Below are 26,431 nucleotides of genomic sequence, written 5' to 3' on the forward strand. Positions count from 1 at the left end.
AGTCCATAGAATCAACTCAACAAATATACTCACAAAAGTTACGGATTTATTATGACAACTGCTTCTAACCACCCAACACGTCGCGACATTTTAAAATGGTTTACGGGGATCCCTTTTCTTCCATTAGGTGCGATGGCTACGGCAGCAACGTTAGCAGGATGTAACGATAGTAATGATGATTCAGACGTTACCACTCCATCAAAACCAATTAACTTTAAAAATGCAACGTTCACGTCAATGCCTGCGCCGTCTACTGTAGCAGAGATCGCAACAACAGCATGTGCATCAAAACTTGCCATTTCATGGGAAGATGGCAGTAAAACCGAATATCAACTTGCTTACAAACCATTCTTCTTAACAGGTACAGAAGTTCCTGATGGTAAAGGCGGAAAGATTATCGCGGGTGGTTATGTTGACATTAATAATAAGCCAATTATTGATAAGTCAGTTGCAGGTAAAGAGCGTCAATTCTTCTCTGACTGTCCAGATGGTAGTTCTCTGATTAGCTTTAAACAAGCGACTGGCAAAGATTTCACAGATGCAGACAAGAAAGCATTAGGTGTAACTGGTAACCCAGTGTTCCATGTCGTTCAGTTTGAATATTTATCGAAAGACCAAAATGGTGGTGATACTTACGGTAAATTATCATCTCCGATTGCAGTGCTTACTTTAGATCAAGACCCGAAAACCGGTCATTTGACTTTAATTAAATATCACAATGTAGACACTTCAAGTGCACATGGTTTATGGATTACTTGTGGTGCAAGCTTGTCACCATGGGGAACTCATTTATCGAGTGAAGAATATGAGCCAGATGCTTTCAACCAAAAGTTAGGTCAATCACTTTCAACACTTAAAGCATTCAGTAAAAATGTGTATGGTGATGAAAATGCGGCTAACCCATATAACTACGGTCATTTACCGGAAATTACCGTAAATGCAGATGGTACGGGTCGTGTAACAAAGCACTACTGTTTAGGCCGTATTTCACATGAACTTGTACAAGTTTTCCCAGATAACCGTACTGTATTAATGGGTGACGACTATACCAATGGTGGTCTCTTCATGTTCGTTGCAGATAAAGAGAAAGACCTATCTGCCGGCACACTTTACGTTGCAAAATATACAACAGTACTTACAGATACAACGACGGGTCAGATCTCATGGATCAAGCTTGGTCATGCAACAAGTGTAGAGATTGAAAACCTAATCAAGAGTGGTATCAAAGGAACTGATATTTTCGAATCGGTTCTACAAATTGCCAAATATCCAAGCGATGCAACGACAGCAGAAAAAGATGCTATTGATGCTGGAGATAAAGGTACACCTGAACAACAAGTTTTAGCAAAAGCTGCGAAAGATCGTTTAAAACTACAACAAGCTACTCAAAAAGCAGAATTAGAAGCTCAAGGTTTTAAATTTACTTATTTGAGTAAAACTGGTGTTTATCTCAAGCTTAAAGATAACAGCGACAAAACTAAACTTGCTGCGGCTTTCCTTGAGACACACCGCTATGCAGCTTACGTTGGTGCTTCAATGGCATTGACCAAGAACGAAGGTACGACTGTAAATATTGCAGATAAACGAGCATATTCAGCTTTAGCTAACATTGTTGATTCAATGGTTGAAGGTGGTAGCGGTTACCTTGCTGAGCACAACGTTAAATTCCCGAAAATCACGGCTGGTGGTATTTTGGAGCATAAACTGACAGGCGGCCAAAAAGACAGCTCAAATGTAGCAATTAACAGTGAATGGGTACCTAGCCAATCTAGTCTTCTCATTAAAGGTAAAGACATTAGCTTTGACAGCTTAGGTAACACTGCTGACCCAGAACAGATTGCTAGCCCTGACAACTTGAAGTTCTCTGAAAAGCTACGTACGTTATTTATCGGTGAAGACTCTGGTAACCATTTAAATAACTTCTTATGGGCTTACAATGTCGACACTAAACAGCTCATCCGTATCTTGTCTACACCAGCAGGTGCAGAATCGACTGGTCTACACGCAGTCGATGAAGTAAACGGTTGGACTTACATCATGAGTAACTTCCAACATCCAGGTGATGAATGGAATCGTTTCTATAAAGAAACTAACGGTGTTCGTACTGGTATCAGTGCAGATTTACTTTCGCAAATTGATACAGCGATTAATACAAACTACAGCAATAAATTTGCAGCAGCGGTTGGCTATATCACTGCCGACCCAATTGCTCCATCTGTTGTGAAAAAATAATCTCTTTCACCAAAATAGAAGAAACCTGCCTTGTGCAGGTTTCTTTTTTGACTAAACGATCAATTATTTCACAAACCTATCATCAAAACGTCAAAGCCTCGTCACACTACCCAACTAAGCTAATGAAGATTTTTAGAACAATCTCTTTTATTTCTTTACTTACTTAGGAATTTCCCATGACAGAGCTGACGCCATATCATGAAGATCAAGAACTGGACAATAATACTTCTGACAATATTCACTTTCGTGACATTTTAGAACAACATGTAAGTCGGCGTAGTTTAATTACTAAAGCAGCAAGCGGTGCTGTAGCTTTAACTTTAGCCTCTACTTTAACAGGCTGTAATGATAGTAATGATGACTCAGGTTCTAACAACGGTGGAATCCCACCTGTAGATCCAAATAAAAAACCAGAGAAATTAACTTTTACAGCAGTGGCAAAAAACCACAACGATATTGTGACTGTACCAGAAGGCTATGAAGCGAATGTCATTTACGCTTTAGGTGATTCAATCAACCCTGCTTTTGGTGACTGGGATGACAATAATATTCCATCTGGTCCAAGCTTCCAGTTCCGTTCTGGTGATTGCCATGACGGTATGCATTTCTTTGGTTTAAATACTTCAAAAAACAACTTTGATGAAAGTGTTTCGGCTGAAGGTTTGTTGGTAATGAATCACGAATATATCAACCAGACCTTCCTTCACCCAAAAGGCCCAACAAAAGTTAATGGACGCCGCCCTGAAGATGAAGTCATTCGTGAGACAAATGCGCATGGCATTTCTATTGTTCACATCAAAAAAGATGCTGCAACTCAAAAAGTAGTAATTGATAAAAAATCAATTTTTAACCGACGCATTACGGCATCAACAGAGATGAATTTTGCAGGTGTTGCTGCTGGGTCTAGTTTGCTTACAACTCGTTTCTCACCTGCTGGTCGTCAAACTCGTGGCACCCATAATAACTGCGGTAATGGTTATACACCTTGGGGCACATACTTAACTACCGAAGAAAACTTTATTGGTTATTTCCAACGTTCAGGTAGCGATGAATATGCACGTACAGATGCAGAAAAAATTGCTTTAAAACGTTATGGTTTAGGCGTTAAAAAAGATGAACTTTATCAGTATGAGAAAGATGAAAAAGGTGCTCCTAAAAAAGATAAAGACGGCAAGACCATTTATTTAAAAGATAAAAATGGTGAGTTAATCCCGAACGTTGATGAACAAGGGCGACAAATTTATTTAGGCGTAAGTTCACGCTACGGCTGGGAAACAGCAATTGGTCAAGTTGAATCACAAGACTTGTATGATCGCTGGAATGCCGATGTAAAAGCCGTACAGCCGACACAGGACTACCGTAATGGGCCAAATACATTCGGCTGGATGGTCGAGATTGATCCTTTTGATAACCGCCTAAACCCAGTTAAACGTACCTCATTGGGTCGTTTTGCACATGAAGATAGTGCTTGCCGCGCTGTAGCAGGTCAGCCATTAGCGTTTTATATGGGTGATGACTCTCGCGGTGAATACATCTATAAATTTGTCTCGACCGCTGTGTGGGATACCAAAGATGTAAATGGTGGCTATACAGCTGGCGACAAATATATGAACGCGGGTAAATTGTATGTTGCCAAATTTAATAATGATGGTTCAGGTCAATGGATTGAACTTGCCTACGGCAAAAATGGCTTAAATGAAAGCAACACTACATACCCTTTCAAATCTCAGGCAGACGTTGTCACATTTGCACGTTTGGCAGGTGATGCAGTCGGCGCTACCAAAATGGACCGCCCAGAATGGTGTACGGTTAATCCAGTAAACGGCGAGGTCTATGTCACCCTAACCAACAACTCAAATCGTGGTAAAGATTACGCGACCGATGCTGCAAACCCACGTAACTACACAGACCTCTACAACGGCACTAAAGAGCAAAAGGGTAACGTTAACGGTCATATTATCCGTTTTAAAGAAACTGATGACAAAACCACTGCCGAAACCTTCAAGTGGGATATTTATCTGTTTGGTGCAGAAGCATCTATGGCATCAAACATTAACCTATCTGGTTTAACTGACAATAACGATTTGTCTTCACCAGATGGTATGTGGTTCGACTCACGCGGTGTGCTTTGGATTCAAACAGACGATGGTGCTTACACCGATGTTACTAACTGTATGATGCTTGCAGCGTTACCGGGCCAAATTGGTGATGGTGCCGCTGCCACTACGTCAAATGGCCAACAAACGCTAGTCGGTGCTAAAGTTACAGACTCAACATTACGCCGTTTCTTGGTTGGACCAAAGCAATGTGAAATTACAGGTATTGCCATGACACCTGATCACAAAGCTATTTTTATTAATGTTCAACACCCTGGTGAAGACTCGAAAAGTTACGCAACACCAGACAGTAACTGGCCAGCAACCCAGAAAGACCCAAGCAATAAAACTGCACGTCCACGTTCAGCAACTGTTGTGATTACCCGTAAAGATGGCGGCGTGATTGCAGGCTAATTTGTTTATGCTTATAAAAATGCCGGTCAATTGATCGGCATTTTAATTGTTATCGATTTAAAAGAATTTGCTGCTGAACAATTTGACCGCTGTGCTCACCTTGTTGGGTCTTTTCTAACCAAAGCCATTCGTTATTAGTCATTCTTAGAAAGTTTGAACAACGTGTGCCATACACAGGACTTTGAATAAAGGTGGATGATAATAACTCTTCCATTTCTGCTTGAATGCCAGTATTCGGCAATAATGCCGTTGTGACCTTGCGCTCATCTTCCAGAATATCCCACGCTGCATGTTGCAATGTTAATTCTTCTATCTGGTGTTGAAGCATAGGCAAAAACTCTTGCGTAAACCGTGTTCGTAAATGTCTGGTTTTTTCCCAATGATCAGACATGAGGCCATTAGAAACCACATAGACTCCATTAGCTAAAACTTGAGGAGCTTCGCCGCGGTTACTCATATAGACAGCCTGATCAGCATTGCCCATAAACAAGTTAAAACCAGCAAAATTTTGTTGTTGCTGTTCTAATTGTTGTGCAAAACGAATAGGTAATAAATCAGATTCTAAAAAAGCCTGAACTAAATGCCCTCGAGAAGTTTCATAAGTTTTTTGGTCTCGCCCATCACGGAAGTTGGTTAAAACAGCCCATCGGCCTTGAGGTGTAACGCCCATCCACGTGCCACCCGACTGCAAATCTTGTCCTGCAACAATGGGAGTATGTTCCCACGGATGCAATAAAGCCGTTGGACGATGATAAAACTCATCCCGATTTGACATAAGACACAAGGGCATATCATCCAAAATATGCCATGCTAAAGTCACAATACACATTGATTCTTGTTCCCTATCTTTACACATTGAATGTACAACATTTTTCACATCATTCCGCTACAATCTGTCAAAACGTAAGATCAAGGAGCAGCAATGCTGACCTATCCTAATATCGATCCGGTCGCAATACATCTAGGACCTCTTCAAGTCCATTGGTATGGACTCATGTATTTATTGGCATTTTTATGTGCTTGGGGGCTTGCTTCCTACCGTGCCAAACAACGTGATGGCTGGACATCAGAAATGGTTTCCGACCTAGTGTTCTATGGTGCCCTAGGTGTTGTTCTGGGCGGTCGTGTCGGCTATGTCCTTTTCTATGAGTTTGATAAATTCCTCGAAAATCCGATTTGGTTATTCCAAGTCTGGACAGGTGGTATGAGTTTCCATGGCGGCTTTCTCGGTGTTATGGTTGCTATGCTATTTTGGTGTAAAAAATACCAAAAAACATGGTTCCAAACGCTCGACTTTATTGCCCCTTGTGTACCGACTGGCTTAATGTTTGGACGCATTGGTAACTTTATTGGTGGAGAGTTATATGGTCGTGCGGTAACTGACCCAAATTATCCATTCGGTATGATCTTCCCAACAGATCCGTTACACCTAGTTCGCCATCCATCACAAATCTATCAAGCGCTTTGTGAAGGTTTGATTCTATTCATTGTTCTGTGGTGGTTTAGTTCAAAACCACGTCCTCGTATGGCCGTTTCTGCCCTATTCTTAATGGGATATGGCGTTGCCCGCTTTGTTATGGAATTCTTCCGCCAACCAGATGCCGACCAAGGTTTTATTCTATTTGGCTGGATGACAAAAGGACAGATTCTAACAATTCCAATGTTACTGATTGGTCTTTGGATGATGTGGTATGCCTATCAAAAGAAAATTTATGACTGGGGTCCACAAAAGAATAGTTAATATCTAAATTAGAGGAGTTTCGGCTCCTCTTTTCTTTTTTTATGCTACAGTTTTTACTCTCCCAAGATGAAGATATACCATGCTGGAATTCTGGTTTGACACGCAAGTCCCAACATTTAAAAAACTAGTGATTTTGATTATTACGCTACTTATTTGTATTGCGCTATATCAATACCAACCACTGCCTTTAGATACCATTTTAATGTTTACTGGAACTGGGGTAATTTTTTTAATCTGTCGTTACTTTAAATTGCATTTCGCTCAAAGCAACCCGACTGGTTTACTCTACCGTCTATTTACTTGGATCCCTATTGCCCTTTTGTTTGCCCTTATTTTTGTTAAAGCGATGCCGAACTTGCTGATCTGGGGTGTGCAAGGAATTGCTTTTATGGCACTTGCTGCTTTTATTTTTTCACCTCAATCACTTTTTAAGAAATAGGTTTGGTTTTCATGTTGGCTTATTGGTACAACGCTCCGCGCCATATCAAACTCATTTTCATTATTGCGGTTTGTGCTGCAATTTATGTAGCCAATCAAGCCCAGCCTTTATCGCCGACTTATACTGTTCTTAGCCTTATTTTCGGTTTTGGTTTACATGTTGGACATTACTTAAATAGCAAAATTCCAAATAACACATCAAACAAATCGAGCTTTAGATTTTTAATCAAAATCTATCCTATTTTGATCGTTGTTATTTTGATGTATCTACTTCCTGCTCAGCATAAATGGATTCTTGCTATACAAGCTTTAGGTTTTGTATTGGTTGGCTTTTTTCTTGTTTCAATTTATCAAAATCGTGCCAAACGATTTGAATAATTACGTCTATTGAAATGTCATAGAACTATTTTTAGATTTTCATCTTGAGCTACAACAGGTATCATCTTCAATGGTTCATGATGAAGCAGCTCTATTGCGTAATTATTTATCATTGAGCTATCTCCCCCTTTTATTTTATGGAATTAATCCGAACTCGAGAGTATTATGCGTGCATATTTAGACCTACTACAACATATCCTTGATAATGGCGGTGACAAAGGCGACCGTACAGGCACAGGAACCCGTTCTGTATTTGGTCATCAAATGCGTTTTGATCTCTCTAAAGGTTTTCCTTTACTCACCACAAAAAAAGTTCACTTCCGTTCTATTGTGATTGAGTTACTTTGGTTTTTAAAAGGCGACACCAACGTCCAATATCTAAAAGATAATAAAGTTTCAATTTGGGATGAATGGGCAACAGCAGAACAAACTGCTCGTTTTGGCCGCCCAGAGCATGAGCTTGGTCCAGTTTATGGCCACCAATGGCGTAATTTCGGCGCAACAAAAAACGCTGACGGCTCTTATAACCAAGATGGTTTTGACCAGATTAAATGGTTAATTAATGAAATTAAAACCAACCCAAACTCACGTCGTTTGATTATTTCTGGTTGGAACCCGAACGAAGCTGGACAAGTAGCCTTACCCCCTTGCCATACGCTTTTTCAATTCTTCGTACAAGATAACAAATTGTCATGCCAACTTTATCAACGTAGTGCAGACGTGTTTTTAGGTGTGCCTTTTAACATTGCAAGCTATGCTCTACTCACCCATATGATTGCTCAAGTGTGCGGTTTAGGAGTCGGTGATTTTGTATGGACTGGTGGTGATACACATCTTTATGCCAACCACTTTGAGCAAGCACAACTTCAATTGACACGTGAGCCTTTGCCGCTCTGCCAATTGAAACTAAATCCAGAAATAAAAGACTTATTTGATTTCAAATTTGAAGATGTTGAAATTGTAGGTTATGAGTCGCATCCTGCAATTAAAGCACCAGTTGCAGTATAACGACGACTCAAATTTCATTAGGTTACGGTTTAGAGAATAAGATTATGGCATGGCAAAATGTAGAAGTTGTTCACGTTGTGGCAATGGATAAAAACCACTGTATTGGTAAGGGCAATGCGTTGCCATGGCATATTTCTGCCGACTTAAAACACTTTAAAGAAATCACCCAAGGTGGCGTGGTCATCATGGGTCGTAAAACCCTTGAGTCTATGGGCCGTGCGCTACCAAACCGTGTGAACTGGATCATTACCCGTGACATTAACTGGCAATTTGACGGTGTTAAAATTGCCTATTCAATTGAAGATGCTTTAAATGCAGCTTTAGAAGATGTAAAAAATACTGAAAAGCAGGCATTGTTCATCATTGGTGGCGGTGAGATATTCAAGCAAACTTTGTCAATTGCAGACCGTCTTGAACTTACTCATGTTGACTTAGATGTGCAAGGTGATGCACATTATCCGACAATACCGAGTGAATTTCATAAAACTGCAAGTGAACAGCAAGTTGATGAAAAATCAGGAACTTCATTCGAGTTTGCCACTTATAAAAAATAATTCTATGGATGCCTATGCACAATATCGGAACACGTGAATTTATTATTGCTCTACTTTTTGGGCTGTTACATAGTCTATTCACGCTGTTTATTGTGTTCTCTAGTATTTGGATATGTGTAGCGCTCTGGGTTCAACAGCCTTTTGGCTGGTTAGGCAGCCGCATACTCATTGGCATCTGGATTGCTTTTGCGCTGAGTATGGCGGGCTTATATGTCGAAGGCCATCTTGTTAGCAGACGTACAGACATCCTGATTTACCTTTTAGCATTTGCCTGCTCTCTCGTTTGGTATTTTTCGATTACTGCACGTCAAGACCGTGACTGGAACCCAGAAGTTGCCAATATGCTGAGCTATGAAAAGCACGGCGATGTAATCACTTTACATAATGTCCGTAACTTTAACTGGCATCCCGATGGAACTTATGATGTTCGCTGGGAAACCCGAACATTTGACCTTAACCAGTTAAATGGAATAAATATCATTGCTTCTTACTGGATGGGGCCACAAATTGCCCATACACTGGTCAGCTTCGAATTTGCACATCAACAACCTTTAGTCTTCTCAATCGAGATTCGTAAAGAAAAAACTGAAGAGTTTTCAGCAATCGGTGGTTTTTTTAGAAAATATGAACTGAGCTTAATTGCTTCTGATGAGAAAGATATTGTCTATACGCGTAGCAATATCCGCAAAGAGCAAGTTTATAATTTTCCTATCAATATGCCACGATCTGAGCAAAAAGCTTTATTTTTAGAATATCTTAAAAAATCAGATGAGTTGCGTACAAAACCAGAGTGGTACAATACGCTCACGAGTAACTGTACAACTCTAATTTTTGATATGGTTCAAGCGATTAACCCCTATCAACTTCCTAAAGATTATCGTCTAATTGCTTCAGGTTACTTACCTAATTATTTATATGATCTTAAAGCTCTTAATCAAAATGTCAGTTTAAAACAGTGGTATCAAATTGCACATATCAATCCACGTACTGAAAATTTTGAACAGTTTTCAGATCAGAGTAGTGAACACTTCTCTCAAATCGTTCGACAAGGTTTACCTAAAGCTAAATGAAATAAGTAATGCACTTTTCTTTACTTTTTTATACATGCTTTACTTTGTATTTTAAATACATAAACCCTATTGTAATAGGCAGGAAATAGAGGGAAAAACAATGCAACAGGCATTATTTGGCGGCGGCTGTTTTTGGTGCGTCGAAGCTGTATTTTTACAAATACGCGGTGTAGAAAAAGTAACTAGTGGTTATGCAGGTGGGCACACGACTAACCCTACCTACGAGCAAGTATGTCAAGGAGATACCCAGCACGCTGAGGTGATCTTGGTTGATTTTGATGAAGAGCAAGTAACATACTCCCAGTTACTCGATGTATTCTTCGCGACTCACGATCCAACGACTTTAAATCGCCAAGGTAATGATATCGGCACGCAATACCGCTCTGTTATTTATTACTATAATGAAGAGCAAAAGCAAGCAGCGGAACATACGATTCAAACACTAAAAGATGATGATCTTGATATTGTGACTGAATTGTCTCCTGTTCCAACGTTCTATTCAGCCGAAGAATATCATCAGAATTACTATGCAAAGAATCCTTCACAAGGTTATTGCAACTTTGCGATTCCACCTAAGTTGCTCAAGCTATATAGTAAATTCCAGCATCTTATGAAAGATCAATAAATTAGAGTAATAAAAAGCAACCGATTTGGTTGCTTTTTTATTAGGTAAACTAAATTTTAGTTTTCACTGACAAAGGCAATATCGCTCAGTCCGGCTTCACTAGCGCGAGACATTACCTGTGCAACAGTATCGTACTTCGACTCTTTATCTGCACGAAGCTGAACTGTTGGTTTAACATCACCTTGACCTGCTTCTTGAAAACGTTTTTGAAGCTCATCAAGGCTAATTACTTGAGTATCCCAAGCCACTTCACCATTTGCATTAATACTAATCGTAATTGCTTTTGGTGGTGGATCAATAATTTCAGCAGTTGTTTTAGGAAGCGTTAATGGAATCGATGGGTTGGCAACTGTTGCTGTGACCAAAAAGATGATCATTAACACCAACATAATGTCGATTAGCGGAATGAGGTTCATCTCATTTATGCCACTATCGTGGTCTTCACCCAATTGAAAAGCCATTAAGCTTGACCTCCAACATAACTTTGCTGTGCAGTTTTAACATCAGACTTTACAGTTGAGTCTTGCTGCAACATTGTATCAATTAATAAGCTGTGCGCTTGATCTTGTAAATCATGAGCAAGACCACGGTTAGCGCGTACACAAATGTTATAAGCCAATACCGCAGGAATCGCAACTGCAAGACCAAGGCCCGTCATAATAAGCGCTTCACCTACTGGTGTAGCCACTTGAGCCAAACCTGCTTGTCCACTTTTACCGACTGCAACAAGTGCATGGAAAATACCCCATACCGTACCAAACAAACCAACGAATGGTGCAATTGACGCAATTGTTCCTAAAACAGAAATACCTTTTTCAGCATTGACTTTTTCAGCAGAAATTTGACGAAGTAGAGCCTGCTCCGCAACCGCTTTACGCTGCTCAAAACTTAAAGGTTGTAACTTTGCTTTTAGCGAAGTGATAGCCTGAGAAAGTTGAGCATAAGCTTGTTGCTTTAATTGGCGAGTCCCCATCAAACGTAAGATGAAAACTGTCCAGGTAGCAATCGACATTGCCAATAAGATGAAATACAGGGTTTTACTCACTGCATCTGCATGTTGCCAATAGATTGAAAAGTTCATATGAACTCCTGATTAAGGTTAGCCGTTGGGACTCAAATTCATTTAAGGGGTTAAATCAAAGGGTTGCTCTGCTTTAATTGGATAAGCAACACCATTTTCCATATAAGGTTTAAATTTCGCACCGCGAACAGCACGGACAACTTTGTCATCTAGACTTGGAATACCGCTACTTCTCGTCACTCGTACATTAATAATCTTGCCTTTTTCATCGGCTTCAATCAGTACCATGACAGAGCGTGCTTCGCCTTGTAAATCTTTTGAAGAAACTGTTAAACGTGGTGAACGACTCCACTGTACACCCGAACCACCAATTGAAACTCGTTTTGGTGATGGATCTGGAGCGGGTTGAGCTTTAGGTGCCTCTTGTACTACTGGCTTTGGTTTTTCAACGACTTTTTCAGAAACAGTCGTTGTCACCACTTTGGTTTCAACTTTAGGTTCTGTCTTTACTGTTTCTTTTGGTGTTTCAGCCTTTTTCACCTGTTGAATTTTTTCCACTTTTTTCGGTGGTGTCACAGGCTTTTCAACAACTTTAACTTCTTTTACCTCTTTTTTAGGTTCCGGCTTTTTAGGCGGTTCCTTTGGTTTAGGAGGTAGTGGTTTAGGTTGTTCTTGAATTTTTACGAAACGTACCTGTAAAGGTTTCTTATCGATTGGCTTTAATTCAGCAGGCTTAATATGGCTAACTGCCCATAAGACCCCGATATGACCAATTGCAACTGCAATTAGTGCTGTGATGACTTTCTTTTTCATCGGATTGGGAGCGTTTAAGGCTGCGGAAGATTGACTCATAAGAATCTAATTACCTAATGGATGATGATTTCAGATTTCTATTTATAGAAACGATTTCAAACATCGGATAGAACAATAAAGTGCCACAATAATAAATGAGAAGTGTTTTCATTTGCAACTATTTTTTGAGAAAAACATTTACTCTGTGCCAGAGCTTTGTGCCTGCTGAGCGTCTTTGCTTTAGTTTTCTCATAGTTACATCAATAGACACCCATGTTCACAATTTGTTTAGCCAAACTTAAATAGCTGGGCTATTTACACCATGAACAGATCTATTTTTATGATAATCCCACTTATTATTGATATGTTATATTATTTCAATTTTATTTTAAATATAAAAAAACACGCAAGAAGCGTGCTTTTTAAAATAACCGTTATTTAAAAAACAACGGTCTTATTACCATCAACAATAATACGATCTTCTAAATGCCACTTCACTGCACGAGCTAATACATTACGCTCTACATCTTCACCTAGCTCACGTAATTGCTCAACATTATAGTCGTGGCTCACACGCTCAACGTCTTGCTCAATAATTGGACCTTGGTCAAGGTCAGCTGTCACATAGTGAGCTGTCGCACCAATCAACTTCACACCTTTTTCATAAGCTTGCTTATATGGATTAGCACCCACGAAAGCTGGCAAGAAAGAATGGTGAATATTGATGATTTTCATTTCCCATTTCGCAACAAAATCTTCGCTTAAAATCTGCATATAACGTGCAAGAACTAATAAATCATTGCCTTGCATCATTTCATCAATTTGCGCATAAGCTTCAGCTTTATTGTCTTTAGTGACTTTAATTACAGTAAATGGAATACCGAAGTTTTCAACAGATTCACGTAAATCTTCATGATTAGAAATGACATGAGTAATTTCGCAAGGTAACGAACCACGTGCATGACGCCATAACAACTCAAGCAATGCGTGGTCAACTTTAGAAACTAAAATACCAACTTTTTTAACATCGTTAACGAAAGCAAGACGCCATTGCATCTCATAACGCTCAGCAACATTCGCAGCAAAAGTTTGAATTAATGCATCTTTACGCGACTGTAAATGATCAAGTTCAAATTCAACACGCATGAAATAACGTCCGCCCTGAGCTTCCGTCGCATACTGATCAAGCGCGGTAATGTTTGCACCTTGGTGATACAAAAAGCTCGATACCGCTTGTACGATCCCTGGCTTGTCTTCACAAGTAATCAGTAAACGGGCTGTATTGGCAGTGGTCATATTCATTTGGTTAATATCACTTAATTGAGATAAATCTTTTAATAGGCCGAGTATTCTAGCGCCCTAAATAAACAAGCACAACTATTCGTCTTTTAAGGACGATAAGCTAGCAAATAGATCTGAAGGGCCAAGAGATTCAAGCAACTGCTCATAAGTTGCTCGGCTCTCCCCCATAAGATAAGGACCTTCAAGGAAAACCATTTGGCGTAATGCTTGCCAAACCCATTTTTCTTCTAAATGGTTATTGTCACTAATATGACCAGACATATACAAAAAGTTTGTCCAGTTTGTTAATACAATCCAGAGGTTAATAATGAGGGCTTCAATTTCCGATGCCGTCATTTTCATAAGACCTGCATCTACAAAAGCTTGATAAATCTTTTGCCCCTGCTGCATCACCTGCCCAGCAAAACGCGGATAAATCTTTTTAAAGTCTTCGTTACTTTCAACTAAATGATAAACATCACGATGAATAAAACGGTAGCTCCATAATTGGCCGCTGAGCACCTGAAAATAGTTAATTTTATCATTGGTCGTTAATGGTCTATCGTCAGGTAAAGAAAGCACTTCCAATGTCTCGGCCTGATATTGATACATTAATTCCTTAATGATTTCATGCTTATTCCGAAAATGATAATACAAGTTTCCGGGACTGATACCCAACTCCGCAGCAATATGATTGGTTGTAACTGACCGTTCACCTCGCTCGTTAAAAAGCTGCAAACTGATTTGTAAAATCCGGTCTTTTGTCTTCAGAGCTTTAGGTTGAGACATTTTAATAACCTTTAATAATTCACATGGTTAAGACTTGAACACATAAACTGACTTGACTATTTAGAGTATTTACTCTAAAAAATAAATATATCAATGTATTTGGTAAGTACCGATGAACAGTCAAACAAAAACAAATCCAGAGACTCAGCTTCCTTATGATGTTAAGCATTTACATGATTTGCTTGAACAACAAAAGCTCGCTTATTTACGTCATCCGGTACCCACTGCTAAAGAGCGTATTGATCGTTTAGCTCGTCTTAAAAGAGTCTTGGTAAAATATCAAGATCAGATTGCCGACGCAATTAACCTTGATTATGGCAATCGTGCAGTTATGGAAACAAAAATTGGTGAGCTACTCACCAGTTTGGAACAAATCAAATATTACAGTAAACATCTGACAGCGTGGATGAAACCTTCAAAACGCCATATCAGTGTATTACATCAGCCAGCAAAAGGTTGGGTACAATATCAACCTATGGGTGTAATTGGTATTATTACACCATGGAATTACCCATTACTTCTTTCAGTTGGGCCATTAATTTGTGCACTGGCAGCGGGCAACCATGCCATGATCAAAATTTCGAGTGCCTCTCCTAACTTTGGCCGAGTTCTTGAAAGTGCATTAGCAGAAGCGTTCCCACAAGAATTAGTTGCTGTAGTAAATGGTGGTGGCGTTATTTCAGATGCTTTTAGTCATTTGCCTTTTGACAAAATGATTTTCACAGGCTCAACTTCTGTTGGTAAAACAGTGATGGCAGCCGCAGCTCAAAATCTGGTTCCTGTTATTCTTGAATTAGGCGGAAAATCTCCTGCCCTTGTGCATGCATCTATGGATATGAAAGATGTGGCTCAACGTATTGCTGTAGGGAAATTATGGAACGCGGGTCAAACCTGTGTTGCACCTGACCATATTTTCTTGCCACGCGGGAAAACTGCCGAGTTCATCGAAAACTTTAAATTGATTGTGGCTGGCATGTATCCGCATTTCCGCAATAATCAAGATTACACGTCAATTATTAATGACAAGCAATACAACCGCATTCAGGGTTATCTTGAAAATGCCCGCGATCAAGGTGCTCGTATTGTTGAAATTAATCCACAAAATGAAATTTTAGATGATGTCCGTAAAATTGCACCGACTTTAGTTACAGGCGTAACGACCGCAATGGATATTATGCAGAATGAAATTTTTGGTCCGATCCTACCAATTTTAGAATATGACCAAATAGAAGAAGTCATCGAATTCATTAATAGTCGCCCACGTCCTTTAGCCATGTATTATTTTGACTATGATCAGGCACGTGCTGACTATATTGCACAACATACCCATTCAGGGCATTTCGGAATCAACATGGTGATTACCCATGTGGCTCAAGATGATTTACCGTTTGGGGGAATTGGTGCATCAGGTATGGGTAAATATCACGGACCAGAGGGCTTTTTTAGCCTTTCTCATGAACGTTCGGTGATGTCTAATCCAAAACTTTATAGCCTTAAATACATTCTTCCACCGTTCAATAAGCCCATTCATCGTTTCATTTCGAAAACCTTGTTGCGCTAACTGATCAAGGCATGATCTGTTATACTAAATCATGCCTCGTTTTTACCAATTCCGCTTGTCTTTTAATCGTATTTTTGGTATAAAACGCCCCTTGAATGAATTCATCCGTTTACATTTAGTATGACTGGCCACAGATTTGCTGTTGGCTGAATCAATGGAGTTACACCATGTCTAAGGTTTGCCAAGTTACCGGCAAGCGTCCAGTCGTTGGTAACAACGTCTCACACGCCAACAACAAAACCAAGCGCCGGTTCGAGCCGAACCTGCACCACCACCGTTTCTGGTTAGAAAGCGAAAAACGTTTTGTACGTCTTCGTTTAACCACTAAAGGTATGCGTATTATTGACAAATTGGGTATCGAAAAGGTTGTTGCAGACCTTCGTGCTCAAGGTCAAAAGATCTAAGGAGTCTGAACAATGCGTGATAAGATTCGTCTCGTTTCTACAGCTGGTACAGGTTATTTCTATACCACGACTAAAAACAAACGTACTATGCCGGAAAAAATGGAAATCAAAAAATTTGATCCAAAAATCCGTCAACACGTGATTTTCAAAGAAGCTAAAATCAAATAATTTTAGCCTCGAGAAAAAACGACTTCACAATGAAGTCGTTTTTTTTTGCATTTTTTTTATAGCTAGCTTTTTTTTGTTAAACTTTCCACATATTTCGCCTTGGCATTTTTTATGCTTGTCTTTAGCCTAACTCACGTAAAAGGAGTTTTTAGTGCCGCATGACGTAGATTTAATTGTTTTACTTGCTGTTGGTTTCGGTGTTGCCCTCTTTTTTGGTTATCTTGCAGCCCGATTGCGACTTCCCCCTCTTATCGGCTATTTAATTGCCGGAATTATTATTAGCCCAAATACACCCGGCATAGAAGCAGATATTCATCTTGCTAACCAGCTTGCAGAACTCGGGGTCATGTTCCTGATGTTTGGTGTAGGCATGCACTTTTCATTAAATGACTTGCTGCTGGTTCGACGTATTGCTGTACCAGGTGCGATTTTACAAATTGCCGTCGCTACCCTATTAGGGGTCGGTGTATCCATGCTCTGGGGATGGAGTTTTGGTTCTGCACTCGTTTTTGGCTTAAGCCTGTCGTGTGCGAGTACTGTTGTATTATTAAAAGCTTTAGGAGACCGAGGTCTTTTAGACTCAGTTAACGGCAAAATTGCTGTGGGTTGGCTGTTAGTCGAAGATTTAGTGATGGTACTTGTTTTAGTACTTCTTCCAGCTACAGCGGTTTTACTCGGTGGGAAAGCACCAGAAGGTGCAGATGGTAATATCTGGTTAACCCTTGGACTCACTTTATTAAAAGTAATTGGCTTTATTGCCTTTATGCTGATTGTAGGTAAACGTGTCGTTCCTATTATTATGCAGTTTGTTGCTCGTTTAGGTTCAAGAGAGTTATTCACCCTTACTGTTGTTGCCGCTGCTGTTTCAATTGCCTACGGGTCTTATGCCATTTTTGGGGTTTCAATGGCATTAGGGGCTTTCTTTGCAGGGATGGTTGTTAAAGAATCAGACTTTAGCCACCGCGCAGAAGAAGAAACACTTCCACTACGTGAAATTTTCTCAATTCTGTTTTTTGTTTCTGTGGGTATGCTGTTTGATCCACATATTCTTGTTGAGCGTCCACTCCATATTTTGGCCGTTATCGCAATTATTATGATAGGTAAAACACTTGCTGCAATGGCTTTGGTTTTATTCTTTCGCTATCCAATTAATACAGCGCTTACAGTTGGCGCGAGTTTGGCCCAAATTGGTGAATTCTCATTTATTTTAGCGACTCTCGGCGTCTCATTAGGTTTATTAAGCTTAGAAGCACAAAATCTGATTTTAGCTGGTGCTTTATTTTCGATAACGCTGAACTCTTTTATATTCTCTGCCATTGAGCCTGTACAACGCTGGATTCGCGAGCGCTCTCACCTAGCCCGACTTCTTGAACGTAGTGGTGACCCATTAGCCATGTTACCCGATGAAGTTGATCAGGCTTACTTACGCGATCAGGTTGTCATTGTTGGATATGGTGGTGTGGGACGACGTATTACTGAAAATTTAATTAATGAAAATATTAAAGTCGTTATTGCTGAAGAGAATCGTGAAATCGTAGAAAAGCTACGTCAGTCGAATATTGCTGCTGTGAGTGGTGTTGCAACCGAACCAGGTGTTTTAATTCAAGCACACATCATGCATGCAAGACTCTTGGTGATCTCACCTATGGATATTTTAGATATTCACCGTATTGTGGCGATCGCTAAGCAATTAAACCCTCAAATTCAGGTATTAATTTGCGCAGAAAGTAAAGAAGAAGCCGCGGTAATCAGAGATGAGAATATTGGTGAAGTGTTCTATGCCAAAGAGGAAATGGCAAAGAATATGAGCCATCATATATTAAATCAGATCGAGCTTGCCCATCAGTCAACTATTCATTAACCCATAAAAAAAGCGTACTCAAGAGTACGCTTTTTTTTAACTCAAGAATTTAGGCTGTTCGTCTAGTACCTCAGCCTGCCATTCATTCACCTGCTTTTCGAGCAGTCCAAATAGTGCAGCCTGAATCATATGCTGAGCAACAACTGGAGTTTGCTCACCCAAGATTGCTTTTACTTCATCGCTAAATTGAATTTTAACCAAGGGTTCATTCTCAGAACCTGCATTACGCAAGGCGAGTTCGCCACCTTCGAGTTGGACTAATTCCAAAACGGCTTCTTGATTTCCAAATAACTCTTTCAATTGCTGTATAGACATATATTTCCTCCATGTTTCAACATGGTGGCAAAGCACCCTTGCACTTTGCATCTCTTGTCTTATTTATATAGGCACACCCGGATTAAATTTCAAGCGTTCGGGCAGTTTAATTTTAGAACTCGACCATTTCATTACGAAAACCATCAATTAAATGGCTTAATTCACGATGCCATTCACGCAAAATCTTAACATCTGGCAACCAAGATTGAGGACCTTGAGTTACTTTGATAATGAGATTAGAAGATGTTTCTTCTTCTGGGGTCGGCTCTTTAGGTTCTGGTGCATATTGACACATACGGTAAGCTCGTTTGAGCTCTGCAACAAAACCATCTTTCGCCAATTGTTGCAAAACGGACACTTCTGGAGAAACTTGTCCTTTTGCCGCCATGTGTTCTTCAATAGATTTTAAAGTGGGTTGCAATTCATTTAAACGGTAATAACGTACGAGTTCTTGTAAGAAAGCTAACATTGCGCCATGTAAATGAAATACAGCTGCTTCACGGTAAGCTTGTATCTGCTGCACATGATCGGTCTGTTCTGCCTGTTGACACGCTAAGCGCGCAAAATAGAGCTTCTGATTGGTACGATCGGCATGATAACGAGCAACACGTGACATAACTAAACTTTCCTGTTCTAAAATCGCTATTGCAACAGCTATTCTTTAGCTTAACGACTCCATTAATAAAATCAACGTTATTTATGGTAAATCCAGCTCAACTTGATAAATTTTACGTTTCGCTAAAACTTTTAGTGGCTGCTTTATAGGACGAATATTACTTAAAACCCAAGCAAAATACCCTTCGTCCCAAGCAGTTGCACATGCTGGTTCAATTTCATCATTTCGCCAAGCATGAATAGAGTCGACATCAACCAAAGCGACAGCAACTCCCTCTTCTTCATCTGTATCTTTAACCAAAAATTTTTGGTTCTCGACAATTAATAGATCTTTGATTGGCAGTTTTGTAGGTACCCATGAACGCACTTCAAGTGTTTTGATACCTTCAGCGATACGAGTGCCATTTGGCGTTACAATCGAAAGAGCTAAAAACTGTCTTTTCACACTGAAGACTTATTCTTCAGCTGCTTTAACGCGAATTCCATTACCTTTAACTTTAAGCAGGTTTAAGCCTTTAATTGCCTTAATTGCTTCACGTGGGTTAGGCATTTCAACAAAACCAAAACCTTTTGATTTGCCGGTGTCTTTATCAGTAACAAGAACACATGTTTCAACTTTACCAAATGCTTTGAATAACTCTAAAATTTCAGTTTCACTCACAGCACGATCTAAATTACGAACTAATATCTTCATTTTCTAACCTTAATTGGCAATTAAAGGGAGTAGCCAATATATTTAAGTAATCACAGTGTCTTATACAGTAGTTTAATCTAGATCGATACCAAAACCTAAATTTACTGTAGGTGAACGGCTCCATTGCTTTTTAGCAAATGGCTGAGGTACTTGCCTATGAATCTTTGCTTGAACTAAATGTGCAGGAAGATCATTTAGGAAATAACTTTCGATTTTACGACCTTGTTCATCATAATTGTCTTCTGACCATGTATTGAGATTTTGCTTGGTCAAAATTAATTCATTCTCTGCACGTGTTAATGCAACATACAATACGCGGCGCTCTTCCTCGACATCATCAAAATCGCCCTGTGCCCTTGCATAAGGATATTGATTTGGCGATACATGAGGTACATAGCAAACTTTCTGTTCGGCACCTTTAGCTGAATGAATCGTAATTAAAGTCACTAAATCCTGATCAGCTGCTTTCTCAATTTCAGAAACTGAAATAGGTTCAAGAACATATTCTTCGAGGAACTCACCTAAAGATGCATGTTTACGCGCAAGTTGCTTAACCAAGTCAAAGTCTTTTAATCGGCGTGACCAATCTTTAGTTTTATAATTTTGCTCTAGTTGTTCACCTAAAGCATCGAGTGCCAAGCCAATGCTTGCTTCCACATGCTGCTGTAATACATCTAGCTGTTTTAAAATTAAAATCGCTTGTAAAGGGACTTTCCCATGACGTTCTAGACGGTTGCAGCGCTCTTCAACGTCAACAATTCCCATCAACTCTTGCGCGAGCTTACTTGCACCAACGTCACCAATACCATCCCACAAGGTTAAAAAACGCATCCACGCCAAATCATCGTGAGGATTGCTCACAATACGTAACAAGCTAAGCACGTCTTTCACGTGTGCAGATTCAAGAAGTTTTACCCCACCAATAAAACGATAAGGTACTTCCGCAGCAATGAAAGCCCCTTCCAGATATCGTGCACTATAGCCAGAACGGACCAAAACCATATGGTCGTACCAGCTTGCACCTTGCTGATGTCGCGTTATTAAGTCCTGTGCAATCCAGTTTGCTTCTTCATACTCATTACCAAATAGGTGCAACTGAGGCTTTTGTCCTTGCCCACGATGTGCTTGCAGCTGTTTTTGATAATCAATTGGACTGTGTGCTAACAACCAGTTTGATAAATCCAAGATTTCTTGAGTCGAACGATAATTTAAATCCAGTGTATGAATAACTGCGTCGGGTATCCGCTCTTTAAAAGAATGGATATTTTCAAAGTCTGCACCGCGAAAACCATAAATCGACTGGGCATCATCGCCAACACAAAATAGCTTCACTTTGCCAATCAATGGTTGCAATAAAGCCCATTGCAAAGGATTGGTATCTTGCATTTCATCAACTAGCAATGCCTGACAAAAACCTGCCACCCAATTCGTTAATGCTTCTGAATTTTGTAAATGAACAGCCACAATTGACAAGATATCGTCGTAATCTAAAAAATTACGCTCTCGTTTACGCTGCTCATAGGTTTTCATTAAATCTGCAATTTGATTCTTATGCTCATATGCATCTGGAAGCTGTTTAATTAATGCCTCAGAAAGCTTTGTTTGAGTATTTCTCGCATAAGAATATAAATCACACAGCTCTGCGGCTTTGGGCAAGACGTTATCTTTATCTTTGCCTCTTAATAAGCGAAACATAAGCAACTGATCATCACGATCAATAATACTAAATTGATTTAACCCAAAAGCTTGTGGATTACGGCGTAGTAAATACATACAAAACGTATGAAAAGTTGAAGCTCGCAGACCCTTTGCCTGTGCTCCCACATGTTGTTCTACTCTCGCAACAATTTCACTCGCAGCACGGCGCGTGAACGTTAAAATCTGGATTTGGTTCGCTGGCAAGCCCTGATCAATTAAATAAGCTGCACGAGCAACAATAGTTTTAGTCTTGCCACAACCAGCGCCCGCCAAAACTAAACAGTTTTGCGCAGACGTAGTGGCTGCTTTTTTTTGCTGAGCATTTAGTTCATTAATTAATTTTGCAAGACTCATAACACATATCGCTAAAACACCAAGACATAGTTTAACAGACCGAGGCAACAGATGGGTCTGCCTATCCTAAAAACAAAAAGAGCACTTAAAGTGCTCTTTGGTTGAATATTATTTTTTAAGATACTGTTTTTGAACTAGAAGGAAGATGTTTAATGGCTGAAGCCAAACCTAGAAAGTTAATTCCCTGAAATAAAATATCAATAGCAAGGAACATTCCTAATACCCAAAAAGGTGAATCTTTAGAAACTAAAATTAAAATACCTGTAGCAAGCGTCAATAACCCAGAAAACAGGGTCCAGCCCCATCCACTAATTGGCTTAAGTAAAATTGCATTTATGGTACGTATAGCACCAGCAATGATCAGCGCTATAGATAATAGGCTTGTCAGTACTACTGCTGTAGTGACTGGAGTAGAAAACGCATAATAACCAGCCATTAAATAAAGCACACCAAACAGTGCCCACAACCATCGGCTTGCGCCTTTAAAAACACTCATAGCCGCGACAAGATGCAAAACACCGCCGACCATCATGAGTATTCCAAATAAAAAAACAACAGAAAAGGTCGCAAATGGCAATGAACTAAATAAAATCAGGCCAAAACCAATAAGCACAAAGCCCAATATCAAATACCATTTACGGTCAGCATGTAACTGATTACGTACTAAATCATTACCTACAGTTTTCATCATGGCTACTCTTATTATCAGGTATTAGAATTTCATCTACCTAATAATAGTGATGCACTTCACATTTTTTGTCTGTATAAAATCTGCATCGTTTCTTAACAATTGATGTGGATAAAGCAGTATTTATCCACAGTTTTATTTCACCCAGCCAATTTCTTGAGCTGTAGGTAAACCTATTATTGTTTCATGTAAGCCATTCGGCATTTTATTGCTCTGCTCAGACAAAGGCGTTCGACCACCCATGATTTCGGCATCAGTCTGTGGATATAGAGGTACTTTTTCAGGTTGGGCATAACCTAAAGGGTAAATAGGTTGTCCTGTTTTTAAATCATATTTGTCTTGTGCCCCAAAGCCATGTAATAGCTCATGAACAATCACAACCTGATTTTGTGAAGCTTGTGTCTTGGTCGCAAATAAATTCACACTACCAATACGACCTTTTTCTAAAGCAGTTGAATGGATTAAGACTTTTTGGTAGTTAGGATCATAATAATTTAAATAAAGTTTAAGTGATGCTCCACTGTCTTCAGGTTGTTTTTGTCGCCATGCATAGAAACGAAATTTTAAGCTCCACCACATAACATGCAAAATGTTGGCATTTTGAGGAACCGCAGGTGGTCGTTGCTGCAACTGTTGTCCTAAGCGAATTGTAAAGTTTCCTGATTGTCCACGATAATGCTGTGACCACTCACTTAAATAGCTGTTAATTGCCCAAAAATCTTCGTTTTTCAACTGATGGATATAGGCCTGTGTTGTCTCTAAACCATCTGCATTAACTGGATGTAAAATGACTACAACTGGTCGATTCCAATCTTGATTTTGATCTCGCCATGCTTGAACAGCAACAATCAATAAAATAATTAATAAACATAAGACCCGAATGTTTTTCCACATTCTTATTCCCCATAAAATTAAAATTTTCTTTTATTGTTTTAGACATAAAAAATGCTAGCTGAGCTAGCATTTTTTATGGTGGACTTGATTAGCCCTCAACCCATTTACCATCTTGGTAAACTAGGCTCCATTTAGTTTGTTTACCTTCTGGGGTTTCTGAACCGACATACTGCGATTGATTCTTACGACTGAATTTCACAATTGTTGGATTACCTTCAGGGTCTACATCTGGCGCTTGTAAAATAAATTGATATTTTGGATCAAGCTGAGCTGCCACACTACGTAACTCTGCAACTTTTGGTGCACGTGTTTCACGAATTTTCGGGAATTTACTCGCTGCCAAGAATAAGCCAGCTGCACCGTCACGCAATACAAAGAAGTCATCATGTTTCGCTGAACGTAAATGTTCCATCTTGATCGGTTCTACACGTGGAGGTGCAGGTTGACCACTTTTCAAGACCTTACGGGTATTGTCACAGCTTGTACAAGCGAAATACGGGCCAAAACGACCAGTCTTAAGCTGCATTTCACCATCACATTTATCACATGGGATCGTTGGCCCATCATAACCCTTAATCTTGAACTCACCTTCTTCAAGCTCAAAACCATCGCAGTCAGGGTTATTACCACATACGTGTAATTTACGACCACCATCAATCACATAGCTGTCCATGGCAGTGCCACATTTTGCACAGCGATGCTTTGACATCAAGTCAGCAGTTTCAGCACCATCATCATCAGATAACGCAGCTAAAGACTCAACAGGTGTTAAGTTCAATGTACCCTTACAACGCTCTTTAGGCGGCAAGTTATAGCCGGAACATCCTAAGAATACACCAGTTGTACCCGTACGAATCTGCATTGGACGTGAGCATTCAGGGCAATGTACAGCTGGTACTTCAACTGGTTGATTACGGCGCATGCCATGCTCGCCTTGAGCATTAGTAAGACGTTTCTTAAAGTCGCCGTAGAAAGTATCGAGTAACTCTTTCCAGTTACGCTCGCCTGTTGCAACTTTATCAAGCTGTCCTTCAAGGTCTGCCGTAAACGCATAGTTCATCAAGTTATTAAAACTTTCATCCAGACGATCCGTCACAATCTCACCCATTTTTTCGGCGAAAAGTCGACGGTTTTCTAACTTAACGTAACCACGTTCCTGAATAGTAGAAATAATAGCTGCATAAGTCGAAGGACGACCAATACTACGTTTTTCAAGCTCTTTAACTAAAGATGCTTCAGTAAAACGTGCAGGTGGTTTAGTAAAGTGCTGACTTGGATCTAACTTTTCTAACTTTAAAATTTCGCCTACTTTAATAGCAGGTAAAATAATATCGTCATCTGACTTATTCGCGCCACGTACTTTAGTGAAGCCTTCGAATACAAGCGTACGGCCTTTTGCCTTTAGCTCAACATTCGCCGCTTCAACAATCAAAGTAGAAGACAAATATTCTGCTGGTGTCATTTGACACGCAACAAACTGACGCCAGATCAAATCATATAGACGTTGAGCATCACGCTCTACACCCGCAAGCTGATCACCTGTTAGTGCAACGTTCGATGGGCGAATCGCTTCATGGGCTTCTTGAGCACCCGCTTTGTTCCCATAGCGGTTTGGCTTAGCCGGTAAATATTTTTCACCATATTGGCTTTCAATATGCGCACGTACCATGCTTACTGCATCATCACTCAAGAAAGTTGAGTCAGTACGCATATAGGTAATAAAACCAGCTTCATATAAACGCTGAGCTAACATCATGGTTTTCTTCACAGAAAAGCCTAAACGTGTACTCGCAGCCTGTTGCAGAGTTGAAGTAATGTAAGGTGCGCTTGGATTGACCTTAGTTGGTTTATCTTCACGCTGTGCAACTTTATATTCAGCACCTTTTAAAACATCTAATAAAGCATCAGTTTCAGCTTTATTTTTCAGTTTAAGGGTTTTACCAGCCTGTCTAAATGCTTCAAGACGAATATCGTCTTTTTTCGCTTGGGTATCTGCAAAAACTTGCCAATATTCTTCTGGAATAAAAGCTCGAATTTCTCGCTCACGTTCTACAACCAGTTTCACTGCTACTGACTGCACACGTCCAGCCGATAAACCACGGGCAATTTTTTCCCAAAGTAATGGCGAAACCATAAAGCCCACCACACGGTCTAAGAAACGGCGTGCTTGCTGGGCATTTACACGGTTTAAATCTAGACGTGTTGGCTGTTTAAATGCTTCTTGAATGGCATTTTTAGTAATTTCGTTAAATACCACGCGGTGATAACGGCTGTCATCGCCACCAATCACTTCTCTTAGGTGCCAAGCAATGGCTTCCCCTTCTCTATCCAAGTCCGTTGCGAGATAGATTGCATCGGCATCTTTGGCGAGTTTTTTGAGTTCAGCTACAACATTTTCTTTACCAGGCAGAACTTCGTAATGAGCTTCCCAACCATGCTCAGGATCAACGCCCATACGATTAACTAAAGCCTGACTAGCTTTTTGTTCTTTTTCGGCTTCGGTGAGTTTAGTCCGGGCAGCCGGCTTTTTCTCTGTTGATTTACTGCCACCTGTTGGCAAGTCACGTACGTGACCTACAGAAGACTTTACAATGAATTGCGAACCCAAATATTTATTGATGGTTTTCGCTTTGGCAGGCGACTCCACAATCACTAAGGCACGTTTATGTGCAGCAGGTGCAGTAGATGCTGTGCTTTGAGATGCAGAGCGCGAGGTATTCGCCATATAAAATGTTATTCC

At 40.0% G+C, this 26,431-nt stretch carries 26 protein-coding genes and 1 pseudogene; 13 read left to right on the forward strand and 14 right to left on the reverse strand.

What is annotated here, in order from left to right:
* Positions 1-51: 51 nt before the first annotated feature.
* Together AOLE_RS17120 and AOLE_RS17125 are read left to right on the forward strand one after the other, a co-directional pair.
* Positions 52-2,232: a PhoX family protein gene (locus AOLE_RS17120; protein ID WP_013198996.1), complete on the forward strand. Its 2,181-nt coding sequence runs from the start codon at positions 52-54 to the stop codon at positions 2,230-2,232.
* Between the two features lie 176 nt (positions 2,233-2,408).
* Positions 2,409-4,742, forward strand: a complete 2,334-nt coding sequence (locus tag AOLE_RS17125; RefSeq protein WP_013198997.1) for a PhoX family protein — start codon at positions 2,409-2,411, stop codon at positions 4,740-4,742.
* Between the two features lie 49 nt (positions 4,743-4,791).
* Here the strand turns inward: AOLE_RS17125 and AOLE_RS17130 are convergent, their stop codons facing one another.
* Positions 4,792-5,571: an NRDE family protein gene (locus AOLE_RS17130; protein ID WP_013198998.1), complete on the reverse strand. Its 780-nt coding sequence runs from the start codon at positions 5,569-5,571 to the stop codon at positions 4,792-4,794.
* 93 nt (positions 5,572-5,664) lie between these two features.
* Here AOLE_RS17130 and lgt point away from each other — a divergent pair, with 93 nt between their 5' ends.
* The 7 genes and pseudogenes from lgt to msrA all read left to right on the forward strand — a co-directional run bounded on the left by lgt (position 5,665) and on the right by msrA (position 10,556).
* Positions 5,665-6,483: a prolipoprotein diacylglyceryl transferase gene (gene lgt / locus AOLE_RS17135; RefSeq protein ID WP_005302151.1), complete on the forward strand. Its 819-nt coding sequence runs from the start codon at positions 5,665-5,667 to the stop codon at positions 6,481-6,483.
* A gap of 79 nt (positions 6,484-6,562) precedes the next feature.
* Complete coding sequence (locus tag AOLE_RS17140) at positions 6,563-6,922, forward strand: hypothetical protein (RefSeq protein ID WP_013198999.1); 360 nt, start codon at positions 6,563-6,565, stop codon at positions 6,920-6,922.
* A gap of 11 nt (positions 6,923-6,933) precedes the next feature.
* Positions 6,934-7,297: pseudogene (locus tag AOLE_RS17145) on the forward strand (hypothetical protein); the annotation flags it as partial.
* 167 nt (positions 7,298-7,464) lie between these two features.
* Positions 7,465-8,307, forward strand: a complete 843-nt coding sequence (thyA, locus tag AOLE_RS17150) for a thymidylate synthase (protein WP_013199002.1) — start codon at positions 7,465-7,467, stop codon at positions 8,305-8,307.
* A 44-nt stretch (positions 8,308-8,351) separates the two neighbouring features.
* On the forward strand, positions 8,352-8,861 hold the full coding sequence (locus AOLE_RS17155) for a dihydrofolate reductase (RefSeq protein ID WP_013199003.1): 510 nt from the start codon (positions 8,352-8,354) through the stop codon (positions 8,859-8,861).
* Between the two features lie 14 nt (positions 8,862-8,875).
* A complete protein-coding gene (locus AOLE_RS17160) occupies positions 8,876-9,931 on the forward strand; it encodes an Lnb N-terminal periplasmic domain-containing protein (protein ID WP_013199004.1) in 1,056 nt (351 codons plus the stop codon).
* A gap of 100 nt (positions 9,932-10,031) precedes the next feature.
* Positions 10,032-10,556 carry a peptide-methionine (S)-S-oxide reductase MsrA gene (gene msrA, locus AOLE_RS17165; RefSeq protein WP_013199005.1) on the forward strand — a complete coding sequence of 175 codons (525 nt, stop codon included), beginning with the start codon at positions 10,032-10,034 and terminating at the stop codon, positions 10,554-10,556.
* Between the two features lie 56 nt (positions 10,557-10,612).
* Here the strand turns inward: msrA and AOLE_RS17170 are convergent, their stop codons facing one another.
* The 5 genes from AOLE_RS17170 to AOLE_RS17190 form a co-directional block, all read right to left on the reverse strand.
* A complete protein-coding gene (locus tag AOLE_RS17170) occupies positions 10,613-11,017 on the reverse strand; it encodes an ExbD/TolR family protein (protein WP_003654800.1) in 405 nt (134 codons plus the stop codon).
* The gene (locus AOLE_RS17175; protein WP_004641039.1) at positions 11,017-11,637 is read right to left on the reverse strand and encodes a MotA/TolQ/ExbB proton channel family protein; all 621 of its coding nucleotides are present in this window, start codon (positions 11,635-11,637) and stop codon (positions 11,017-11,019) included. Before AOLE_RS17175 ends, AOLE_RS17170 begins: the two co-directional genes overlap by 1 nt.
* Before the next feature lie 42 nt (positions 11,638-11,679).
* Positions 11,680-12,429, reverse strand: a complete 750-nt coding sequence (locus AOLE_RS17180) for an energy transducer TonB (RefSeq protein ID WP_013199006.1) — start codon at positions 12,427-12,429, stop codon at positions 11,680-11,682.
* A 378-nt stretch (positions 12,430-12,807) separates the two neighbouring features.
* Positions 12,808-13,671, reverse strand: a complete 864-nt coding sequence (gene purU / locus AOLE_RS17185) for a formyltetrahydrofolate deformylase (protein ID WP_005302135.1) — start codon at positions 13,669-13,671, stop codon at positions 12,808-12,810.
* 75 nt (positions 13,672-13,746) lie between these two features.
* The gene (locus tag AOLE_RS17190; protein WP_005302132.1) at positions 13,747-14,439 is read right to left on the reverse strand and encodes a TetR/AcrR family transcriptional regulator; all 693 of its coding nucleotides are present in this window, start codon (positions 14,437-14,439) and stop codon (positions 13,747-13,749) included.
* Positions 14,440-14,551: 112 nt separating this feature from the next.
* Between AOLE_RS17190 and AOLE_RS17195 the strand changes: the two genes are divergently transcribed.
* The 4 genes from AOLE_RS17195 to AOLE_RS17210 all read left to right on the forward strand — a co-directional run bounded on the left by AOLE_RS17195 (position 14,552) and on the right by AOLE_RS17210 (position 18,433).
* Positions 14,552-16,000, forward strand: coding sequence for a coniferyl aldehyde dehydrogenase (locus AOLE_RS17195; RefSeq protein WP_013199007.1), 1,449 nt, complete (start codon positions 14,552-14,554; stop codon positions 15,998-16,000).
* Between the two features lie 167 nt (positions 16,001-16,167).
* Entirely contained in the window at positions 16,168-16,404 is a 237-nt protein-coding gene (rpmB, locus tag AOLE_RS17200) for a 50S ribosomal protein L28 (RefSeq protein ID WP_000048256.1), read from the forward strand.
* A 12-nt stretch (positions 16,405-16,416) separates the two neighbouring features.
* Positions 16,417-16,572, forward strand: coding sequence for a 50S ribosomal protein L33 (gene rpmG, locus AOLE_RS17205; protein WP_003654787.1), 156 nt, complete (start codon positions 16,417-16,419; stop codon positions 16,570-16,572).
* A gap of 151 nt (positions 16,573-16,723) precedes the next feature.
* Positions 16,724-18,433, forward strand: a complete 1,710-nt coding sequence (locus AOLE_RS17210) for a cation:proton antiporter (RefSeq protein ID WP_013199008.1) — start codon at positions 16,724-16,726, stop codon at positions 18,431-18,433.
* 36 nt (positions 18,434-18,469) lie between these two features.
* Here the strand turns inward: AOLE_RS17210 and AOLE_RS17215 are convergent, their stop codons facing one another.
* From AOLE_RS17215 to topA, 8 genes are all read right to left on the reverse strand, one after another.
* Positions 18,470-18,748 carry a hypothetical protein gene (locus tag AOLE_RS17215; protein WP_002114792.1) on the reverse strand — a complete coding sequence of 93 codons (279 nt, stop codon included), beginning with the start codon at positions 18,746-18,748 and terminating at the stop codon, positions 18,470-18,472.
* A gap of 112 nt (positions 18,749-18,860) precedes the next feature.
* The gene (locus AOLE_RS17220; protein WP_004794811.1) at positions 18,861-19,364 is read right to left on the reverse strand and encodes a DUF6586 family protein; all 504 of its coding nucleotides are present in this window, start codon (positions 19,362-19,364) and stop codon (positions 18,861-18,863) included.
* 81 nt (positions 19,365-19,445) lie between these two features.
* Entirely contained in the window at positions 19,446-19,808 is a 363-nt protein-coding gene (locus tag AOLE_RS17225) for an ASCH domain-containing protein (RefSeq protein WP_013199009.1), read from the reverse strand.
* Positions 19,809-19,817: 9 nt separating this feature from the next.
* The gene (locus tag AOLE_RS17230; RefSeq protein ID WP_003654760.1) at positions 19,818-20,057 is read right to left on the reverse strand and encodes an RNA recognition motif domain-containing protein; all 240 of its coding nucleotides are present in this window, start codon (positions 20,055-20,057) and stop codon (positions 19,818-19,820) included.
* A gap of 72 nt (positions 20,058-20,129) precedes the next feature.
* Positions 20,130-22,109: an ATP-dependent helicase gene (locus AOLE_RS17235; protein ID WP_013199010.1), complete on the reverse strand. Its 1,980-nt coding sequence runs from the start codon at positions 22,107-22,109 to the stop codon at positions 20,130-20,132.
* Between the two features lie 115 nt (positions 22,110-22,224).
* Entirely contained in the window at positions 22,225-22,797 is a 573-nt protein-coding gene (locus AOLE_RS17240) for an HdeD family acid-resistance protein (protein WP_013199011.1), read from the reverse strand.
* Positions 22,798-22,932: 135 nt separating this feature from the next.
* The gene (locus tag AOLE_RS17245) at positions 22,933-23,691 is read right to left on the reverse strand and encodes a hypothetical protein (RefSeq protein ID WP_013199012.1); all 759 of its coding nucleotides are present in this window, start codon (positions 23,689-23,691) and stop codon (positions 22,933-22,935) included.
* Positions 23,692-23,779: 88 nt separating this feature from the next.
* A complete protein-coding gene (gene topA / locus AOLE_RS17250) occupies positions 23,780-26,416 on the reverse strand; it encodes a type I DNA topoisomerase (protein ID WP_013199013.1) in 2,637 nt (878 codons plus the stop codon).
* Between the last annotated feature and the right edge of the window lie 15 nt (positions 26,417-26,431).

Origin of the sequence: Acinetobacter oleivorans DR1, from assembly GCF_000196795.1 — a bacterium.
GTDB classification, from domain to species: domain Bacteria; phylum Pseudomonadota; class Gammaproteobacteria; order Pseudomonadales; family Moraxellaceae; genus Acinetobacter; species Acinetobacter oleivorans.